Source organism: Candidatus Magnetominusculus xianensis, from assembly GCA_001541255.1.
In the GTDB taxonomy this organism is placed as follows: domain Bacteria; phylum Nitrospirota; class Thermodesulfovibrionia; order Thermodesulfovibrionales; family Magnetobacteriaceae; genus Magnetominusculus; species Magnetominusculus xianensis.
In genome coordinates, this window is sequence record LNQR01000060.1 from 1 (window position 1) to 19,601 (window position 19,601).

The 19,601-nt window shown below is 44.6% G+C and carries 17 protein-coding genes; 7 read left to right on the plus strand and 10 right to left on the minus strand.

What is annotated here, in order from left to right; translation table 11 throughout:
- Positions 1-216: 216 nt before the first annotated feature.
- Genes ASN18_RS08370 through ASN18_RS08380 form a run of 3 tightly spaced genes read left to right on the plus strand, consistent with a single transcriptional unit; the run spans position 217 to position 2,220 of the window.
- Positions 217-600: a response regulator gene (locus ASN18_RS08370; protein WP_085052292.1), complete on the plus strand. Its 384-nt coding sequence runs from the start codon at positions 217-219 to the stop codon at positions 598-600.
- Positions 587-1,231, plus strand: coding sequence for a hypothetical protein (locus ASN18_RS08375; RefSeq protein ID WP_085052293.1), 645 nt, complete (start codon positions 587-589; stop codon positions 1,229-1,231). Before ASN18_RS08370 ends, ASN18_RS08375 begins: the two co-directional genes overlap by 14 nt.
- Positions 1,232-1,236: 5 nt before the next feature.
- Entirely contained in the window at positions 1,237-2,220 is a 984-nt protein-coding gene (locus tag ASN18_RS08380; protein WP_085052294.1) for a diguanylate cyclase, read from the plus strand.
- On the opposite strand, the gene ASN18_RS08385 is transcribed toward ASN18_RS08380, so the two are convergent.
- The 7 genes from ASN18_RS08385 to ASN18_RS08415 all read right to left on the minus strand — a co-directional run bounded on the left by ASN18_RS08385 (position 2,199) and on the right by ASN18_RS08415 (position 10,687).
- Positions 2,199-3,434 carry a glycerate kinase type-2 family protein gene (locus ASN18_RS08385; protein WP_085052295.1) on the minus strand — a complete coding sequence of 412 codons (1,236 nt, stop codon included), beginning with the start codon at positions 3,432-3,434 and terminating at the stop codon, positions 2,199-2,201. The two genes, ASN18_RS08380 and ASN18_RS08385, sit on opposite strands and share 22 nt — an antisense overlap.
- A complete protein-coding gene (locus tag ASN18_RS08390) occupies positions 3,434-5,113 on the minus strand; it encodes a tetratricopeptide repeat protein (protein ID WP_085052296.1) in 1,680 nt (559 codons plus the stop codon). The genes ASN18_RS08385 and ASN18_RS08390 overlap by 1 nt, the downstream gene beginning before the upstream one ends.
- 9 nt (positions 5,114-5,122) lie before the next feature.
- Complete coding sequence (locus ASN18_RS08395; protein WP_085052297.1) at positions 5,123-6,472, minus strand: hypothetical protein; 1,350 nt, start codon at positions 6,470-6,472, stop codon at positions 5,123-5,125.
- A 3-nt stretch (positions 6,473-6,475) separates the two neighbouring features.
- Positions 6,476-6,940 (minus strand): chemotaxis protein CheW, encoded by a 465-nt coding sequence (locus ASN18_RS08400; protein ID WP_085052298.1) that lies wholly within the window; start codon positions 6,938-6,940, stop codon positions 6,476-6,478.
- Between the two features lie 178 nt (positions 6,941-7,118).
- Positions 7,119-8,315 (minus strand): phosphoglycerate kinase, encoded by a 1,197-nt coding sequence (locus ASN18_RS08405; protein ID WP_085052299.1) that lies wholly within the window; start codon positions 8,313-8,315, stop codon positions 7,119-7,121.
- Between the two features lie 12 nt (positions 8,316-8,327).
- Positions 8,328-9,329: a type I glyceraldehyde-3-phosphate dehydrogenase gene (gene gap, locus ASN18_RS08410; protein ID WP_085052300.1), complete on the minus strand. Its 1,002-nt coding sequence runs from the start codon at positions 9,327-9,329 to the stop codon at positions 8,328-8,330.
- A 125-nt stretch (positions 9,330-9,454) separates the two neighbouring features.
- Complete coding sequence (locus ASN18_RS08415) at positions 9,455-10,687, minus strand: DUF1015 domain-containing protein (RefSeq protein ID WP_085052301.1); 1,233 nt, start codon at positions 10,685-10,687, stop codon at positions 9,455-9,457.
- Positions 10,688-10,937: 250 nt separating this feature from the next.
- Here ASN18_RS08415 and ASN18_RS08420 point away from each other — a divergent pair, with 250 nt between their 5' ends.
- The 4 genes from ASN18_RS08420 to amrS all read left to right on the plus strand — a co-directional run bounded on the left by ASN18_RS08420 (position 10,938) and on the right by amrS (position 16,067).
- Positions 10,938-13,028 carry an ATP-binding protein gene (locus tag ASN18_RS08420; RefSeq protein WP_085052302.1) on the plus strand — a complete coding sequence of 697 codons (2,091 nt, stop codon included), beginning with the start codon at positions 10,938-10,940 and terminating at the stop codon, positions 13,026-13,028.
- Between the two features lie 52 nt (positions 13,029-13,080).
- Entirely contained in the window at positions 13,081-14,340 is a 1,260-nt protein-coding gene (locus tag ASN18_RS08425) for a sensor histidine kinase (RefSeq protein WP_085052303.1), read from the plus strand.
- A gap of 27 nt (positions 14,341-14,367) precedes the next feature.
- Positions 14,368-14,913 carry a response regulator gene (locus ASN18_RS08430; protein WP_085052304.1) on the plus strand — a complete coding sequence of 182 codons (546 nt, stop codon included), beginning with the start codon at positions 14,368-14,370 and terminating at the stop codon, positions 14,911-14,913.
- Between the two features lie 143 nt (positions 14,914-15,056).
- On the plus strand, positions 15,057-16,067 hold the full coding sequence (amrS, locus tag ASN18_RS08435; RefSeq protein ID WP_085052305.1) for an AmmeMemoRadiSam system radical SAM enzyme: 1,011 nt from the start codon (positions 15,057-15,059) through the stop codon (positions 16,065-16,067).
- Positions 16,068-16,178: 111 nt separating this feature from the next.
- On the opposite strand, the gene ASN18_RS08440 is transcribed toward amrS, so the two are convergent.
- The 3 genes from ASN18_RS08440 to ASN18_RS08450 form a co-directional block, all read right to left on the minus strand.
- The gene (locus ASN18_RS08440; protein WP_085052306.1) at positions 16,179-17,054 is read right to left on the minus strand and encodes a response regulator; all 876 of its coding nucleotides are present in this window, start codon (positions 17,052-17,054) and stop codon (positions 16,179-16,181) included.
- Positions 17,055-17,080: 26 nt separating this feature from the next.
- Entirely contained in the window at positions 17,081-19,000 is a 1,920-nt protein-coding gene (locus tag ASN18_RS08445; RefSeq protein WP_085052307.1) for a histidine kinase dimerization/phosphoacceptor domain -containing protein, read from the minus strand.
- A gap of 121 nt (positions 19,001-19,121) precedes the next feature.
- Entirely contained in the window at positions 19,122-19,535 is a 414-nt protein-coding gene (locus ASN18_RS08450; protein WP_157072893.1) for a hypothetical protein, read from the minus strand.
- Positions 19,536-19,601: the final 66 nt, after the last annotated feature.

Here is a 19,601-nt window from a genome sequence, read left to right on the forward strand (position 1 = left end):
AAAATACCCCAGCTGCCTAGCCGCTACGCCCACCCCTCAAAAGAAAGGGGGGTGCTATTATGACACAGTCTGGAAAACGGGAATCCAGGAGAGGGATTAGCGGGTGTAAGTTTCTAATGCAATTGCCCTGCAACCCTGAATATGAGATTGCAATAGGCAATCGTTATGTGATAAACTATACACCGTCAGACAATTTATATCCAGCGAGGGATTACTATGGCATTTTCGTTACTATTAGTTGACGATTCCAATGTGGCCAGACGATATGTCAGGAAGGAGATGCTGTCCATATTGAATTATGAAGATATTGCAATAACAGAAGGGTCAAATGGCAAGGAGGCATATGACTTCTGCACTGCCAACAAATTTGACCTTGTAGTGATAGACCTGACGATGCCCGTGATGACCGGTTATGAGGCGCTGGAGTGTCTCAAAAAAAGTGGAAATACAGTAAAGGCAATTGTACTCAGCGCTGATATCCAGCCCGGCGTCGAAGAAATGGTAAAGGCCTCAGGGGCTATCGGCTATTTGAAAAAGCCTTTTAACAGGGAACAAATGCTTAAGCTCCTTGAAGAGAGCGGTTATAATGTTAAAGATTAGCCTTTCTGAAGACGAACAGGACTTATTAAGAGAGACCTTTAATCTTGCATTAGGGCAGGCAGGAGACAGACTTGCAAGGCTGCTGAGTTCTTTTGTCGATTTAGCTGTCCCCAACATCGGGATACTTGAGGCTGAGAAAGTCGCCGACAAGATTTTAAAAGATACCGTTTTTTCTCAATCTGATTTAGTAACAGCACTGAGGCAGTCATATGATGTGCCAGGGGCTAGGATTGATGGCGAGGCCATTGTAATATTTAACGACCAGGCAATACAAACCGCAGCCGGTGTTTTTGGCATTGATAACGTTGCCGACCATTCACAGGAAATAGAAATAATGCTTGAGCTGACGAACATCATAGCAGGGGCATGTCTGAACGGGATAGCTAATCAACTGTTTAATAAGGATATGTCGTTTACCCCCCCAGTGGTGCAGGCCGATAGGGTTAATTTAACAAAATTTGTCTACAGCACGTTTCAACGAACCCAGTTAAAGTGGGACTATACGTTAATGGTAATGATAGCGTTCAACCTGAAAGACCAGCGCTTTAAGAGCGATTTAGTAATATTTATATCTGAAAGGTCAATTGAATCAGTGCAGAGAGCGCTTCAGACGATGCTTTCTGAGATGTGACGATTATGGAGACAACGGTGCAAAATATAGGAGATTATTTCAGTAAGACCATAGTTGACAGCTTGAGCGTCGGTGTTGTGGTGCTTGACCTGTCATCCCGCGTAGTGGTGTGGAATAGTTTTATGTCCAAACACAGCGGCATCGGCGCTGAAGACGCAGTGGGGAAGGACTTATTTGACATATTTCCATATTTGTCAAGGAACTGGCTTGAACTGAAATTCCAGAGCCTTCGAATACTGAAGAGTTATTCGTTTGTCTCGTGGAAGCAAAGGCCATATCTGTTCAGATTTCAGCATAACCGCCAAATAACGGGCGGGGGCGAATATATGTATCAGGATTGCACATTTATCCCAATATTGGACACCGATGGCAAGACGACCTTAATCTGCATGACAATACAGGACATGACCGAGGCCGCCGAATCACAAAAGATAGTGGAAGAGGTAATAGACGCTAACAAGGCCCTTCAGCTTATGACTAACTATGACGCCCTGACCTCTGTCTACAACAGGGGTTACATAGAAAAACAGCTTGAGGCAGAGTTTAACAAATCAAAAATGAATGGGAATGTGTTTTCCATGCTAATGTTCGACCTGGATCACTTCAAAAAGGTGAACGATACGTATGGGCATCTGGCTGGTGACGATGTATTGAAAACTGTCTCTAAAAAAGTTGGCGGGCTGCTGCGAAATGCAGTGGACTCGTTGGGAAGATATGGCGGCGAGGAATTTATCATAATATTAACAGAGACAAACGAGGAAACCGCTGCAGTCATTGCAGAGCAGATTAGAGAAGGCGTTGAGCAAATGACAATCTCATCAGGTGACTACACGATAAAGGCAACACTAAGCATGGGCGTAGTGGAGTATCGAGCCGACCTGAGAGACTACCTGCAAATGCTGCACGAGGTGGACATTGCCCTGTATAACTCCAAAAAACAAGGCCGTAACAGGGTAACAAAATACACTCAACTGAATAACATCAACTGAATATCCATCACATTAGTACCCGTTGGGCCGGGTTTAAACAGCCCGCCGACGTGTTTGAAGTATGTGTATGAGTTATTATTAATTAAATAGTCTTGTGCATCGAGACCAACAGTACGGCCTCTTGCTATTGTGTTGCCATCGACAATTGCTCCTGCTGCGTCAGTTGGGCCGTCTGTGCCGTCCGTCCCTGCGCTCAACATGGTAATGCCAGAGCTTCCTTCGATTTCAAGGGCGAATCTGAGGGCGAGTTCCATGTTCCTGCCTCCTATGCCAGCACCCGTAACAGTAACGGTAGTTTCGCCGCCAGAGATTAATAATTTTTTATTCGGCGTAATGTGTTTTGACAGCCACTTAACCGCATCTTTTACGTCACCTGCGAGTTTATCTGTGATAATTTCGGCCTCAAACCCCAGCTCCTGCGCCCGTGCCCGTGCCGCAGTGAGGGCCTGCCCGAGGTCAGCGATGATAATATTTTCAGCGTTAATTGGCCGATGTTGTATGTCCTTGTTGATAACGTTAATAATATTCGGTGGTAACTTATCAATCAGCCCGTATGTTTTTAGTACATCAATGGCCTCACGGCTGGCCTTAGTACTTTCTATCGTCGGGCCGGAGGCGATGACATCAAGGCGATTACCAAGCACGTCAGAGATGATTAAAGACAAAACCTTCGCCGGATAGGGCAGGGCGGCAAACCCACCGCCTTTTACCCTGGAGAGGCATTTTCTAACAGCGTTTAGTTCATTAATATCGCAGCCAGACTTAAGCAGCGCCTCAGTAACAGATTGTTTCTCAGCAAGGGTTATCCCGTCTGCCGGGGCGACAAAGAGCGCCGAACCACCGCCTGAAATCAGGCACAGAATAAGCGTATCTGCCGATGCACCTTTAACAAGTTCAATGATTTCAGCGGTACTACTGATGCCGTTTTCATCAGGGACGGGGTGCCCGGCCTCAAGAATTTTTATTTTCCCGGCAATATTAGTTTCACTATGACCATACTTAGTAACGACAACACCGCTGATAATAATATCATCAAGGTGTTGAGCAGCAGCCAGCGCCATCCCATAAGCCCCCTTCCCAAACCCCGTAATAAAAAGCCTTGAAAATCCCCCATCAACATAAACCCGCCTGACGTAATCGACATAATTTAAAACACGGTTATAAGCAGAACACGAACCAACGGCAGAGTTATAAATGTCGATGAGGCAATCCATTAACCTGATTTTAGTTTCTGCAATGAAGCAAGGCTATTCTTATATAAAATTACATCAGGATGATTATCTCTATAAAATCTACGGCTTATTTCTAGTGCCTTCTCCAAATATAACTGCGCTTTCTTCGTTTGTCCTAATCGATCCCACGCTGAACCTATATTGTTATAATTTCTTGCAATATCTGGGTGATTTTCTCCATATATTTTTAAATAGATTTCCAAAGCCTTATCATAATATTTCAGAGCCTTTTTTGATTCTCCTAAACTATTCCATACTGAACCTATATTGTTATAATCCATTGCAACATCTGTATGATTCTCTCCATATACGTTTAAATATATTTCCAATGCCTTCTCGTAATATTTCAGAGCCATACTTGATTCTCCTATACTATCCCATGTTGCCCCTATGTTGTTATAGCTGTTTGCAACTTCCGGATGGTTCTCTCCGTAAATGTTTATTTTAATTTTTAGTGACATCTCTAAATAATCCAATGCTTTCCTAGAATAGCCCAAAATATCCCATGAAAAACCTATATTATTATAGTTTTTTGCAACAACAGGATGATTTTTTCCATATACCTTTAAATTAATGTTCAATGCCTTCTCGAAATAATCCAGAGCCTTCTCTATTTTTCCCAAACTATTCCAGACACCGCCTATATTGTTATAATTTTTTGCGGCTTCTTGATTATTCAGTACTCTTAAATTGAAATCCAATGCCTTTTCAAAATAATCCAGTGCCTTCTCAGATTCCCCTAAACGATACCATGTCTCACCTATATCGTTATAGTTATTTGCAACATCCTGATGATTCTCTCCATGTACTATTAAATAGATACTCAGTGCCTTCTCCAAATATTCCAACGACTTTCTATGTAATCCCATACTATTCAGCGCTAAACCCATATTGCTATAATCTTCTGCAACTGACTGATGTTCTTCCCCGTACAAATCTATATCAATTTTAAGCGCTCTTTCATAATAATCCATTCCCTTTTCCAGTCCTTCTTTAGAGCCCATATATATGTATAAACTTCCAAGTTCTTTGTATAACATTGATAGGAGTTTTCCTGACAGATCAGGCGGCGGTACCTTCAGGTATTCCTCAATCTCTTTGATACGGGCAAGTCTTCGTTTGAGTGGCATTGCCTTTAGATAATTATATCCTTTATCGGTGAGAAGGCTTGTTGGCGTCTTTTCTTTTTCTATTAAAAAGGACAATACGGCAGACCTCCATGACCACATATCCGGGATGGTCGTCATAAATGAATATATGCCAAGCTCAGTCATCCACAAAAAAAGCGATGCCTTACAGTCACGCGCTATGCTCTCTCTGTGATAGTTAAATCCAAGCACCATTCTATCGCCTTCGTCCATCTTTAACCATGTGTCAAGGTCTATGACGTGTATAACATTATATTTATCGCTTAATTTTGCAATCTTTCCTTCAAAGTCACTAAATTTGGGGAACTTCTTTCGGCTTACTTCAAGAACAACGGACTTTACACCAAAGGTGCTGATTTCTTTGATTATTTTCTTCCTGAACAGCGGGTCGTTAAACTCAGCGATGATAAGCTGAAAACCACCGCCAAGCTGCAACAGCCTATCGGCTCGCCGCAGCTCCTCCTTGTGACCAGCCGTTAATTCATGTGTATCAACAGTTTGATGTAATAACATAAAATACTCTTATTCAGAACTCAAAGCCGTTTTATAATCATCCAAAAGCCTAATTATGGGGTTCGTTCTCCAAAATAAATCAAAATTGTCATCAGTATATTCGAACATCGCCAGATTAAAAAGGAGGTCTTCAATAATATCAGAATCCTCTCCAGCATCTTTTCCAATATCCATATTGTGCAGCAATTTATAATATCTTGGTCCTTTAGGGAAAAGCATTCTTTTATAATCCATCGCAAGGCTGTTGATGCCTTTTCTTATGGACTCCTCAGTGAATTTATCTGCTGCATATGAATAAGCACTTTTTAATATACGGATTAACTCTCTGGGTGAACCACCAGAATATTCGATTATCCTATCAATAGTCCCGGGGTTTTCAAAAGTACCTGGATTGTCAAAAAGACTTATATCTGCCCTTAGTAAAACTATCTTCCTCATTATTTCATAACCATCTTTGTTTTTTGCCCCGTCTTTGTCTGCAATCTTTATCATGGGCAGCATAAAATGGTCAAACCCCTGCCGCACCTGATTCTCAGAATAGAAAAGATGAATAGGGGCGCTATACAAAAAATTAGCTTTTACGCTTTTTACCTGGTTGGCGTCCTCTATAAAAAACCTCCTGCTGTCATCTTTCGACAGTTTATCTGTCCCGTCAACTATAAATAGAACCTTCTGCCCCAGGTTTTTTTTGACGATTTCATTTTCCACGGCTGCTATAAATTCGTGAAATGCCTCAGCAAATTCACTGAAGTGATGTTTAATCACCTGCCTTAATTCTTCTTTATCAGTCGTGCCTATTTTAAATGAATTAGTTATTTTTCCAAATAACTTCGTTAGTAATGGAATCCCCGCCTCTGCTTTAATCCCTGTTTTCGTTTCAGACGCGAAACTCTTTATCTTTTCGCTTGTTACTATTTTTTCGTTAAACCACGATTGCAGTTTCTCCATACTACCCGAATCTATTTTAATTTTATCTTCCTTCAGTTGCTGTAACAAATTATTGGCAAGGGCCATCAACAAATCAGGATACTGGAGACTATTTATATCCAGCGTTTCCAGTACATCAATAAACACTACATAAAATAATCCCCGTTTATTGAGCTCTGTCTTTTGTCTTCTCAATACAGTACTCTTTCCACACCCTACATGTCCGCAAAATAAAGTATGCCCGCTTTCTGGAAGTGAAACGTTGGGAAGGGTTGAAATATCGAAGCCCATCTTCTTATATAACTGATTATAAAAGACCCCGCCTCTGCCTTTTTCAGTATCGACGTAACAGGGGTTGCCTTCTTCTAAGGGTATCTTGAAATCAAGCTGCTTCGCAGCTTCCCTTATATCTTTTGGTGAGCGTATCATCATATTCTAAAACAACGAACCGACGGATGTCCTTTCAAGCATTTTGTCTATGTCGAGCAGGATTATCAGCCTGTCGTTTAGCTTGGCTATGCCGTATATGAACTCCGTGTTTATGTTTGTCCCCATCGGGGGCGTTGGCTCTACTATGTCAGACGGTACGCGCAGCACCTCAGAGACTGAATCCACTATCAGACCGATTGTTACCCCCTGTAAATCAACTATCATTACCCGTGAACTCTCATCACTTGGCTTGTCTTCTATGTCGAATTTCCTTCTCAGGCTCACTACAGGGATTACCTTTCCCCTTAGATTTACCACCCCCTCAACAAACGGTGGCGCGTTCGGCACCATCGTTATCTCGGTCATCCGGTTTATCTCCTGCACCCTTAATATGTCAACAGCGTACTCCTCTGTCCCCAGCGTGAATGTTACCAACTGCAATACTGTGTCGGTTACGGCAAATGCCTCCATCTCAACGCCTCCCTGTCGTTAATTTTCAGTTCTTAAACTATGTCCACTATCATAGTAACACATATAGGCCGGAGAATTAAAGTACATTGTTGAGTAGTATAACTTTCTATTATCACATAAAAAAAGGCCTGAAGCGAATTGAATTCGTTTCAGGCCCCTTAATATATGTATGCTTAGTCTACTTTTTCTCTGAGAGCGCCGCTACGCCGGGCAGTACCTTCCCCTCGAGAAGCTCTAATGACGCGCCGCCTCCCGTTGAGATGAACGAGACCTTATCGGCTACCCCAGCCCTCTTGACGGCCAGAACAGAGTCCCCGCCTCCTATGATACTCGTCCCGCTTGAGGCCGCAACTGCCTTTGCAAGATCATACGTGCCAGAGGAAAACGCCTCTATCTCGAACAAGCCCATCGGACCGTTCCACACTATGGTCTTGGCGTCTGCTACTGCCTGAGCAAATATCTTAGACGACTCAGGCCCTACGTCCAGTATCTTCCAGCCCGCAGGGACATTCTCTACAGATACTGCCCTGGTCTCTGAACCCGGCTCAGTTGACTGGGCGATTATACAGTCTACCGGCAGCAGGAAGTCAACATTGTTGGCCTTCATCTTTTCCATTATTGAGTTGGCCGTGTCAAGCATTTCAGCCTCACACAGGGAATCTCCTATCTCGTGACCCTGTGCCTTGAAAAATGTATTGGCCATGCCGCCGCCAATGATAACCTTATTGACCTTGCCGGCCAGATTCTCAAGAACCCCTATCTTACCTGACACCTTCGCGCCGCCTACTATCGCTACAAACGGCCGCACTGGATTGTCTATGGATTCAATCAGGTAATCAAGCTCTTTTTTCATCAGAAGCCCGGCTGCCGCCGTTTTTACGAATTTTGTGATACCTTCGGTCGTAGCATGTGCCCTGTGAGCAGTGCCAAAGGCGTCATTTACGTAGACATCGGCAAGCTTGGAGAGTTTCTCCGAGAACCCTGCGTCGTTTTTCTCCTCTTCAGCGTAAAATCTGACGTTTTCGAGGAGGGTGACATCGCCGTCCTTCATGGCATTAACCGTATTTTCTACGTCCGGGCCGATGCAGTCTGAAGTAAAGGTCACCTTTTGTTTCAGCAGTTCTTCAAGCCGCTTTGCCACAGGGGCAAGGCTGAACTTCGGGTTTGGTTTCCCCTTCGGCCTGCCCAGATGGGAGGCAAGTATTACACGCGCCCCGCCTGAAACAGCCGCTTGAATCGTCGGCAGAGCCATGCGAATCCTGTTGTCGTCTGATATATTGCCTGCATCGTCAAACGGGACATTGAAGTCCACACGTATGAAAACGCGCTTACCTTTTAAGTCAAGGTCTGTCATTACTATCTTATTAAGACCCATCGCTGTCCTCCCTTATCTCTTTGAAATTACATAGAGTGTAAGGTCTTTTAAGCGGCAGCTATAACCCCATTCATTGTCATACCAGGAGATTACTTTTGCCATATTGCCTATTACCTTTGTCAGGGCCGGGTCAAATATGGACGAGTGTGGATTGCCCTTGAAATCTGACGATACAAGCGGCTCATCACAGTACTGGAGTACTCCTTTCATCGGGCCCTCAGCCGCTGCCTTAATTGCACTGTTAATGTCTGCCGCCGAAGCCTCCTTACTAAGCTCTACTGTAAGATCGACAACCGATACGTTGGGGGTTGGTACTCTCATCGAGAAACCGTCTAACTTGCCCTTTAACTCCGGAAGTACGAGGCCGATTGCCTTAGCTGCGCCGGTGCTTGAGGGGATTATGGACAGTGCCGCCGCCCTTGCCCTTCTCAGGTCTTTATGTGCCAGGTCGAGAAGCCTCTGGTCGTTGGTGTATGAGTGTACGGTAGTCATAAGGCCCTTTACTATGCCGAATTCCTTATGTATTACCTTGGAAATTGGCGATAAACAGTTTGTCGTACATGAGGCATTGGAGATTATCTTGTGCTTTGCCGGGTCGAGCAGCTCATTGTTTACGCCCATACATACGGTGATGTCTTCATCGCTTGCGGGGGCTGAAATTAGCACCCAGCCAGCGCCTGCCGTCAGATGCTTGGATGCTGCATCTCTCTTTGTGAACAGACCGGTTGACTCAACGGCTATTTCAACACCCATCGCCTTCCAGGGGAGATTCGCCGGGTCTCTTTCCGCCGTTATTTTTATAGTCTTGCCATTTACGACGAGTGCGTCATCTTTTGCGGTTACATCTGCTTTGAGATTGCCAACCACTGAGTCATATTTCAACAAATGGGCCAGGGTCTTTGCGTCTGTGATGTCGTTTATTGCTACGATTTCGATCTCATTAGATTCCATACACGCCCTAAAGTAGTTCCTGCCAATCCTTCCAAACCCGTTTACACCAATTTTTACAGCCATTTTAAAACCTCCTCCATTGCTCAGTGAGCCTACGCCTCGCTGCACTAAAAAATCTGGCCCCTGCGCTCTTCAGATAATTATTCGGAGACAAAGCCTCCTGACGTTTTACTGCTTTATTTCTGCTGCTACTTATCGAAATAATTAATAACAATACCAGTTGGTATCTTCGGGTAAAAATATGTTGACTTTGGCGGCATTCTCAGGCCTGCCCTTGCAACAAGTTCTATGTCCTCGACGCGCGTGGGGTTGAGGAAAAATGCTGCCTCATACTGTTTCCCTTCCTGACCACTCTCAACCTTTGCAATCGTTTTTGCCACATCCATCTCGTACCCGAATTCAGTGACATTATACAACTTTTTGAAAATTATTTCATGCAATATAATCACATCTATCGCTAACACGCCGGGCGGTATTTCTCCTTTATAATGAAGCGTGTAAAATTTACCGCCTTTTAGGAGCATTCCAAATGTGTGCTGCTTGTTTGCTATTGCCCCGATTATGTCTGTCCCTGGGGGAAGACTTGTTACATCGAACTGTTCTTGTAATAGTTCCAGGGCGTTTGCCGGTAGATTTGACAAAAGCCTGTGCGTAGGTTTAATCGTTATCCCAGCGTCTGCAACGTTTACAAGCAGCATCAACACATAATTATATGCGGCATCGGAATCTCCGGAGCCTTCTTTCATAAGCTTCTGATATTTAAGGGCAGTTTCATATCTGTGATGACCGTCTGCTATAAATATATCTCTTCCTGTGAGACCGTCCTGGATTGTCTCGATATGTTTGGAGTCGCTGACTATCCAGCATTTATGGGCGACAGAGTCATCGTCGGTGAATTCGATATATGGCCGTTCGTTAAGAACGCTTCTGAGAACCTCGGTTGTCTTCAAATCAGGGTTGTCATAGATGGAAAATATCGGGCTTGTGTTTGCCCTGCATATGCGAAGCAGATTAAACCTGTCCTCTTTTGGCTTGGAATGGGTCATCTCATGCGGGTAGATGCCCTTGCCGGGTTCGGCCAGTTTAACGGCGGCAAATATACCGTACATCGTCTTTTTCTTGTTGTCGGCGGTGTATACCGTTTCATAGAGATAGTAGGCCGGTCTGTCGCCGAACTTGATAATGCCCTCTTCTATCCATTTTCGCAGACTTTCAGAGGCCAGCAGGTATTTTGTCAGATTACCGCCATCAGGGGAAGTCTCCATGCCGCAGTCCACCCGGGCTATGTTATATGGGCCGCGCTCATAGAGTCTTTGCAGCATATCACCGGTTATAATGTCATAGGGCGGCGCTGTAACATCGTACATAAAGACCTTTTCAGGGTCATACAGTAAACCTTTGAACGGAATTGCTTTAGTCAATTTAACCTCGCCGGTTATTCTATTTGTTCTATAGATGGCTATTATAGCATTGCTGATTAGACAATTACAAACGCCGTGAAGTCCCTGTCACACACACTTGCGTCGGATTTCAGGACAAGGCTAATTTTTTAATGTACACAGCCCAATTGTTGATTTATGAAATCGTCGTTTTTATGATAGAATAGCTTGCTGTTGTGTAAATTGGTGTTGTGTAAAATGGAACAATAACGCTGATACTGTGAAGGAGTTCATGGGTAAGAAAAGTATTCTCATCGTTGATGACGAGGTTGTTGTATCACTGGAGATAAAAAAACTCCTTCAGGGGTGGGGTTATAAGGTATGCGGGACTGTAGGCACTGGAGAGGATGCCCTTAATAAGATAGAAGAGGCTATGCCTGATCTTGTCCTGATGGATATTAACCTGCGCGGCGGTATTGACGGTATTGAGACCTCAAAGCTGATAAAGGACAAATATAAGATTCCGATTATTTATCTTACTGCGTATATCGATTACAGTATCTTAAAGCGTGTCGAGAAGACCAACCCCTATGGCTATATACTAAAGCCGTTTAACGAAAGCGAACTCTATGCCGTTATAAAAATCGCCCTGTACAACAGTAAGACAGAAAAAGAACTCGAACACCAATACCTCATTCAAAGCGTGTTAAACACGATTCTTGGCATATCGCTTGAGCCTCTTTCGCTCACAGAGCAGATGAAGAGGGTTCTGGATAAGATTATCACGCTGCCGTGGTTAAAGCTGGAGTCCAAAGGCTCTATCTTTCTTGTGGAAGAGACAGAGGATGTGCTGGAGCTGAAGGTTCATAAGGGGTTTTCCCCTGAGCTGCTTGAGGCTTGCAGCAGGGTGCCCTTTGGCACGTGTCTTTGCGGGAAGGCCGCAGCCAGCCGCAATATCGTCTTTTCAGACTGTATCGATGACCGCCACGATATTACGTTTGAGAAGATGACTCAGCACGGACATTTTTGCATCCCAATCATACTTACAGGCAAGCTGCTTGGGGTAATTAATCTGTATCTCAAAGAAGGACACAAGAAAAACGAAATGGAAGAGGAGTTCTTAGTTGCGGTCTCAAATACCCTTGCCGGTATTATTGCCAGAAGAAGCACAGAGGAGGCCCTTGAGAAACTAAAACGTCAGCAGGAGCTGATCCTTAACTCGGCAGGGGAGGGTATCTTTGGGCTTGACAGAAACGGCCTTATTTCTTTTGTAAATCCCGCGGCAGCAAAAATGATAGGATGGGACCCTGAAGAGCTGCTTGGAAAGAAACAGCACGATGTAATTCACCATCCCAATACGAACGACATAGCCTGTTACATAGACAAGTGCAACATATATAAGGCCTTTTTCGAGGGACAGGTCTACCGTGTCGATGGAGAGGTGTTTTGGAGAAAGGACGGCACGAGTTTCCCCGTAGAGTATGTCTCTACGCCAATTTTTGACGAGAAACACCGTTTGCTTGGGGCGGTTGTCGTATTTAACGACACATCGCTGAGAAAACAGGCAGAGGAACAACAGGCACAGCTCCTCGGGGAGTTGAAGCGCACTAACGAAAATCTGAGATTCAGCCAGGAAAAAATAATTCAATCAGAAAAACTGGCAGCCCTCGGGCAGCTTGTCTCTGGCATTGCCCACGAGATAAACACCCCCATCGGCAACAGCGTCATGTCGGCCTCGCATCTCGTAGAGAGAACCAGGGAGATTACCGAATTATTTGATCAAAACAAACTGTCAAAGTCTAAACTCGCCGGTTATTTCTCCACGGCTACAGAAGACAGCGACATCATATTGAAAAATCTCATCAGATCATCCACCCTGGTCAAGAGCTTTAAGATGGTCTCAGGCGACCAGACAAGCCAGCAGCGGCGCAGATTCAGGCTGAAGGAATACATCGAAGATATTATTATGAGTCTGAAGCCGACAATCAAAAAGACATCGCATGAAGTCCATGTAAGCTGCGGCGAGGACATGGAACTGGACAGCTATCCCGGGGCATTTGCCCAGATAATCACAAATCTCGTCATGAATGCTATAACCCATGCCTTCGATAAAGAGTTTAACGGCCACATAGATATAAACGTCAGAGAAACCCAAAAAAATATTATCATTACATTCAAAGATAACGGCAAAGGTATATCAAACGCTGCTATCTCCAGGATATTTGACCCATTTTTTACGACAAACCGTAAGGGAGGCAACAGTGGACTAGGACTGAATATTGTCTTTAACATCGTGCAAAAGACCTTAAAGGGCGACGTCCACTGTGAGAGCGTTGAGGGTGAGGGGACTAGTTTTATAATTACAATACCAAGAGAACTGTAATGAAGCCCGAAGCTGGCCTAAAGCCGGAGAGTATTAACGGAGAATAGTAGTTATGGAAGACAGGGAAGAGAGTTATTCGTTTTACGAAGAGGACGAGCAGCAGCCTGAGGCTGAGGCCGCCTTATGGAAAATCCTAATCGTTGATGACGATATAGAGGTACACAGGGCAACGCGGTCATCTTTGGCAGAGTTCAGCTTTCAGGGCAAGGCCCTGATGCTCCTGTTTGCGTCCTCGGCTGCCGAGGCAAGGAAGCTGCTGCAAGAACATGGTGACACGGCAGTTATTCTCCTTGACGTTGTGATGGAGGACGATTTGGCGGGATTGAATTTTGCAAAATATGTCCGCGAAGAACTGCAAAACCGTTTTGTCAGGATATTATTAAGGACAGGGCAGCCCGGCATTGCGCCTGAGAAATCAGTTATCGTCGATTACGACATCAACGGATTCCTGGAAAAGAGCGACCTTACGATACAAAAACTCTACTCGGCAATCATCACGTGCCTGCGTTCATACAGGGACATTATTGATCTGGAAACTGCCAACCGCGCGCTGAAAACTGAATTTAAAATGCGCATAGAGGCTGAGAGAAAAATGGCTGAACAGGCCCAACAGGCGGCCATAGGTCTGGCTATATCACAGATAATTCACGGCGCAAAGAACATTCTCAATGCCCTCAAAGGTGGTAAATATATAATCGAATCCGCCCTCAAAGACGACAACCTCGACCTGATAAAAAAGGGCTGGGATGTAGCGAAAATCGGCATCTCGCGCATGGAAGACCTCACCTGCGGCCTGCTTGATTTATCACGCTATAACAGCCTTAAGATAGAGGCACATTCCCTTAACTCTATCATAAGTGAAATTCTCGACGGCTGTATGAATACTCAAACATGCTCTGTAATGAACGATATTGAAATTGCTGCTGATATGGCGGATTCCCTGCCCGAGGCGATGTGTGATTACAAGGCGGTTCACACTGCCCTGATGAACCTGATCTGTAACGCAGTGGACGCGTGCAGGGATAAAGTATATAATAGTGGTGACAGCGGCAGGGTGACCATTAAAACGTACTTGGCAAAAGGTGGTTACATCAATCTGGAAGTGGAGGACAACGGCAGCGGAATAAAGCCGGAGGACGTGAAAAATATTTTTAAACTATTTTATACTACTAAGCACTCTAAAGGTAACGGACTAGGGCTGCCCATAACAAAGAAAATTATAGAAGAACACGGTGGAAGGCTTGACATTGATACAGAGTATGGCAGAGGGACGAAGTTTACAATTGCGCTTCCCCAAAAACCAGCGGCATAGACTAAAATATATCTAAGGAGACCCACGATGACTAAACGCATACTGGTAGTTGACGACGATGAGGCGGCAAGGCAGTTTCTAAAAATAACTATGGAGCAAAAGGGCTATGTCGTGCTTACGGCAGAAAATGGTGAGGAAGGGGTTAATAAGGCAAAAGAGGAAAACCCCGACATTATCGTTTTAGACATTATGATGCCAAAGAAAAACGGCATAAGCGCCTTACAGGACCTGAGGGGCAATAAGTCCACGCGCAATATTCCGGTCATAATACTTAGTTCTGCACTGAGCTTTATAGAGCAGGCGCGTAAGGAGATAGACAACAAAGAAATTATCGCAGAGATGGAGCGGCTTCTCGATAACGTTGACAGCAGGATAGATAAGCTATTCCTGCGCTTTGCCTCGTATCGGAAGATACTGTTGTTTGAAAGAGAGCAGATGCTGAAACAGTTCAAAGACAAAGAGGCAAATATCAAGCCATATTTATCCCTGCCGGATTTATTTTTGGATAAACCTGTGAATCCAGATGAATTGGCTGAGGCGATAAATGGGTTGTTACATGAAACAAAAACCTAAGTTAACAGGGCATACGCATTTGAAAGATTACCTATGCCTTCAGTCCGGGTTCCTGGATTCCAGCTTTTGCTGGAATGACAAAAAAGGGAATGGAATGACAAAAAAGAGAGCGAAAAGATAAAAAAGAGAATGTTAAGTAATACATGAAAGAAGCGCTGCTCTATGATAAAATCCTGGACAGCAGCACAGTGTTGTGTAAGATGTGTGCCCACAGGTGCAGGATTTCAGATGGCATGTGCGGGCAGTGTGCGGTGAGGGAAAACAGGGGCGGCACACTCTATTCACTGAATTATGGGCAGCTCTGCGCGTCGCATATTGACCCGATAGAGAAGAAGCCGTTGTTTCATTTTCTTCCCGGGTCGTATTCCCTGTCTATCGCCTCTATGGGGTGTAATTTCACATGCCTCCACTGCCAGAACTCATCAATCTCCCAGTATCCGAAGGAACATGCTGAAATCACAGGGGACATGATTGTACCAGCGAATGTAGTGCAGGGGGCGATAAACGGCGGTTGTAAAAGTATATCTTACACATACACTGAGCCGACAATATATATGGAGTATGCCCTGGAGTGCGCAATCATGGCAAGGGAAAAACGCATAAAAAATGTATTTGTCAGCAACGGCTACATGACCACTGAGAGTGCCAGGCTGATAATCCCATATCTTGACGCAGATAACATAGACTTAAAAGGGAACGACGAATTTTATAAACAGGTCTGCGGCGGACGTGTAAAACCGGTCAAAGATACTATTATGCTGATGAAAGAGCGTGGAGTGTGGGTTGAGGTAACGACCCTGATAATCCCCGGGCTTAATGACTCAGACGAAACACTGAAGGATATAGCCGGGTTTATCAAATCTGTTGATCAGGCAATCCCCTGGCATGTAACAAGTTTTCGTCCAACCTATAAAATTCCTGACAGGCCGGTCACACCGTCTGCTACTCTTAAGAGGGCATATAGAATCGGAACTGAGGCAGGTTTGAAGTATGTCTATGAGGGCAACGTGCCTGGCTCAAGCGGTGAGAACACATACTGCCCGTCGTGCAGGGCGCTGTTGATAGAAAGATATGGATTTTCTGTCAGAACAAATCTGATAAAAGACTGTAAGTGCCCAAAATGCGGAAGCGCAATCGACGGTATCTGGCATTAAAATGGGGTGCAGGGGACAAGTTCCCTGCCGGGAGTTTGAGGGCAGAGCCCTCATTCTTCAAGATGTTTCTCTTATGAGACTCCTACTCCCCTAAGCATTGCCAGTGTTCAGTTATCTTGAGCTGTGCAGGGCATTAGCTATGACATTAGCATAGGCTGTCAGGATATTCTCCTCCGATGTGTCCTGCTTATGACCCTCTTTTACATAGATATTAAGTACGCCAATGAGATCGTTGCCAGCAAGAATCGGTACGCAGTAGTGTCCATGCGGCAGACCATCCTGCTGAAGAGTATGGCGCTTGTCTATCTTATCGGCAAATACTACCCCACGGCTTGAGGCCGCAAGCCCGCACAGGCACTGCCCTACCGCAACTGCAGGACATTCTGAGCTGCTCAGGGATGCCTTCAGCACAAGCGTATTGGGGTCACTGTCTATGAGGTATATGCTGCCCCTCGTCTGTAAAAACATGCGGGGAATTGACACTATCATCTCAAGCGCCTGCTGCAATTTCTTCTCTAACGATATAGGCTGTAAAAACAGACTGAGCATCTGATTCATTATCTTTAGCTTCATCTCCATTCTGTGCTTATACAGCGCCATGCTGATTGTAATAATCAAGTCCCTCTGCGTGAAGGGTTTAACGATGTAGCCGTGCGGTTCAGTAACCTTTGCCCGATGCAGGGTGATTAAATCTGTGTGTGCGGTGAGGTATATTATAGGGAGATTCTGGTGCTTATCTATTTCTATGGAGGCCTCGATGCCGTCCATCTTTCCTTCTAATGTGATGTCCATAAGGATCATATCAGGGGTCAGCTCTGCCGCTTTTTGTATTGCCTCTTCGCCGCTTGAGGCGATGCCGACAACTGCGTGTCCAAGTTTTTTCAGTTTTGCTTCTATGTCGCGTGCTGTGATTATCTCATCCTCGACTACGAGAATGCTTATTCCTGATGACATTGCCCCTTCAAGCATATTTGTTGACGGCTCCACAGTTCCTCCTAATTATTTCAGGCTAATTATTTTGGTCTATAAAATTCCATATAATACTTTGTACCATTTTCAGCATCGATGTCAATAGTGCCTTTCAATTTTCTTGTAATTAAATCGTTAACCAGTTGAAGTCCAAGTGATTTAGTTGTTTTAAAATTTATACCAGCGGGGCAGCCCACACCATTGTCACCCACGCTGAATGTATACTTACCATTTTCGTGCCGGTCAAAACTTACCTTGATTATACCGTCGTGTCGGTCAGGGAAGGCATATTTAATTGAGTTGGTGATCAACTCGTTAATAATCAGGCCGCAGGGAATGGCTATGTCTATGTCTATGTCCAGGTCAGGGTCAATGTCAACCTTTAGGGCCACACCGCTTATGTAATGCTCATAGGTTGCGTAGAGTTCGGCCATAAGGTCTTGTATGTACTCAGAGAAGTTCAGCATAGACATGTTGGTTGACTTGTAGAGCTTATCGTGAATGAGGGCCATTGCCCTGATGCGGGTTTGCGTGTCTTTAAAAATTGTAAGCAGGTATTCGTCTGTAATGGCCTCCGATTGAAGGCTGATGAGGCTTGATATAATCTGGAGATTGTTTTTCACCCTGTGGTGAACCTCTTTAAGCAGCATGTTGAGGTCCTTTACGGTTGTCCCCATGCGGTCTTCTATTATATTGCGTCTGGAGAGTTCCATCTGAAGCTTTTCATATTTTTCTGTCAGTTCTTTGGTATGCTTAAGGGCAGCATCTTCCGGGGAGTTGTCCTCGTTTTTCAGTTCAACACATTCTGACATATCCTCGCATGTGATGAAAACGGCTGAGATGCTGCCGCTGCTATTTAATACCGTATCACATTTCAGGCGGATATATAGTATGTCGTCAGCGTTGAATTTGATAGTGTAGTCGGTCGAGTATTTCTCCAGTCTGACAAGATTTTCTGGTGTGTACAAATCTGACAGTATGGGAAAGAGATCTCTGGCATTCCTGCCTGAAATCGGGGCTTTGCCGAGACACAGAATCTTGTTTACGAATGAATTAGCATAGATAATAGTCCCTTCGGGGTCACCTATGACAAAGCCGATTTGCAGATTGTCGATTAAGCCTTTCAGCATAATCAGCTCCTGCCTGGCCTGCAAGTCTGTAGCGTCTTTGAAGGCTATCACCGCTAAAACAGAGCTTCTGATTTCTAACGGCATCATTTTGATTTTGCAGAATATCTCTCTCTGGTTTTTATCGTGGGCCATGGCATAGATATTCCTGTTGCTCAGGTAGTCTATATTTTTTGTTATATGACCTATATACTTTGACAGTGTGTGATGGTATTGTTCTGAGATAATTGTGGTCAGCAGGCTCTGTCCTATTACGTCGGCTGCCTTAAACAGGAATATCTTTTCAGCCTCCTTGTTCCAGAACAGGATATTAAATTTCTCATCGACTATTACGAATGCGTCGGTTATGGAGTTAGCCATGACGCGAAACACATTCTCGCGCTCTTTAAGCAGGCGGCTTTGGCGGAGTGAATAACTAAGTGCCCCCTTTAGCTCGGTGCGGTTAAGCGGTTTCCATAAAAACGTGCTTACTCCGGCGTCAAAATATTTCTCCATCTCATTAATTGGGGCCCGGTCGGCAAGCGCGGCGATTGATGTGTTATCGAGGGCGGAGATATTCAGCTCCTCAATAAATGATAGACCAACCGATTGTGTATCGGCAATAACTACGGGTGGTTTTATTTTGTGATATAAGGTTAAGCCATCAGCCGTATTTCCGGCATGGTGAGTTTCGCACCCAGTCTCTGACATTGTGTCAGTGATGAGCCTGACGATTTCTTTATCAGCGCTGACGACAAGCAGTACGTCTTTTATCAAGACCGCCGGGGGATTGTGCAAATCGACGAAAAACTCTAACAGTGGAAGTAACGAATGTGAATAATTACCCTTTGCGGACATGCTATAAACTCTTCTCACTGTACATGGAATTGATTATAACACTTATTTGTGCGATTATGCCATTAGTCCGCCTCGGTGAAAAAACGTTTTTACAGCTTATGTAAAATTTGGCGTGCTCTCTCTATTTCATGAAGGCAGGCAGGCGTCTCTCCTTAAGTCCATATGCCAGGGTAGAGGAGCTGCTTCTGTAGCCAAAAGCTCCATTCCTGAACGGGTGATAATACTCATAAATCTTAACGTCAAGGGAATTTACGAGCATGTGCAAATTATATGTAAAACGGTTATGACCAAGCTTGTTTATCAACTTGTGAATACCCTCAAGGTGTTCAAGCAGTTCACGCTTGAAAGGATTAATGATGTTTTCCCGAATAATCAGATCAGTAATGGAGATGCCTAGATAATCGTTGATGTAATCGATATCTACTTTTAGCCTGTAAATCGGGAAATACTCGAGGTATCGCGAATATCCAGGCCTCGGAAGACCTATCTCCTCAATATCATGTTCTATTTTCTCAATAGCCATCCAGCAAAACATAGCGTGACTCTCCCTGTGGCTGCCTCTTGCAACTGCCCCCTGTGGCCGTCTTCCGTTGCACTACCT

What these genes read in the sequence shown, in the direction of transcription:
- ASN18_RS08370 (WP_085052292.1), top strand. Translation starts at nt 217, where the DNA reads ATGGCATTTTCGTTACTATTAGTTGACGATTCCAATGTGGCCAGACGA.
- ASN18_RS08375 (WP_085052293.1), top strand. Translation starts at nt 587, where the DNA reads ATGTTAAAGATTAGCCTTTCTGAAGACGAACAGGACTTATTAAGAGAG.
- ASN18_RS08380 (WP_085052294.1), top strand. Translation starts at nt 1,237, where the DNA reads ATGGAGACAACGGTGCAAAATATAGGAGATTATTTCAGTAAGACCATA.
- ASN18_RS08385 (WP_085052295.1), bottom strand. Translation starts at nt 3,434, where the DNA reads ATGGATTGCCTCATCGACATTTATAACTCTGCCGTTGGTTCGTGTTCT.
- ASN18_RS08390 (WP_085052296.1), bottom strand. Translation starts at nt 5,113, where the DNA reads ATGTTATTACATCAAACTGTTGATACACATGAATTAACGGCTGGTCAC.
- ASN18_RS08395 (WP_085052297.1), bottom strand. Translation starts at nt 6,472, where the DNA reads ATGATGATACGCTCACCAAAAGATATAAGGGAAGCTGCGAAGCAGCTT.
- ASN18_RS08400 (WP_085052298.1), bottom strand. Translation starts at nt 6,940, where the DNA reads ATGGAGGCATTTGCCGTAACCGACACAGTATTGCAGTTGGTAACATTC.
- ASN18_RS08405 (WP_085052299.1), bottom strand. Translation starts at nt 8,315, where the DNA reads ATGGGTCTTAATAAGATAGTAATGACAGACCTTGACTTAAAAGGTAAG.
- gap (WP_085052300.1), bottom strand. Translation starts at nt 9,329, where the DNA reads ATGGCTGTAAAAATTGGTGTAAACGGGTTTGGAAGGATTGGCAGGAAC.
- ASN18_RS08420 (WP_085052302.1), top strand. Translation starts at nt 10,938, where the DNA reads ATGGGTAAGAAAAGTATTCTCATCGTTGATGACGAGGTTGTTGTATCA.
- ASN18_RS08425 (WP_085052303.1), top strand. Translation starts at nt 13,081, where the DNA reads ATGGAAGACAGGGAAGAGAGTTATTCGTTTTACGAAGAGGACGAGCAG.
- ASN18_RS08430 (WP_085052304.1), top strand. Translation starts at nt 14,368, where the DNA reads ATGACTAAACGCATACTGGTAGTTGACGACGATGAGGCGGCAAGGCAG.
- amrS (WP_085052305.1), top strand. Translation starts at nt 15,057, where the DNA reads ATGAAAGAAGCGCTGCTCTATGATAAAATCCTGGACAGCAGCACAGTG.
- ASN18_RS08445 (WP_085052307.1), bottom strand. Translation starts at nt 19,000, where the DNA reads ATGTCCGCAAAGGGTAATTATTCACATTCGTTACTTCCACTGTTAGAG.
- ASN18_RS08450 (WP_157072893.1), bottom strand. Translation starts at nt 19,535, where the DNA reads ATGTTTTGCTGGATGGCTATTGAGAAAATAGAACATGATATTGAGGAG.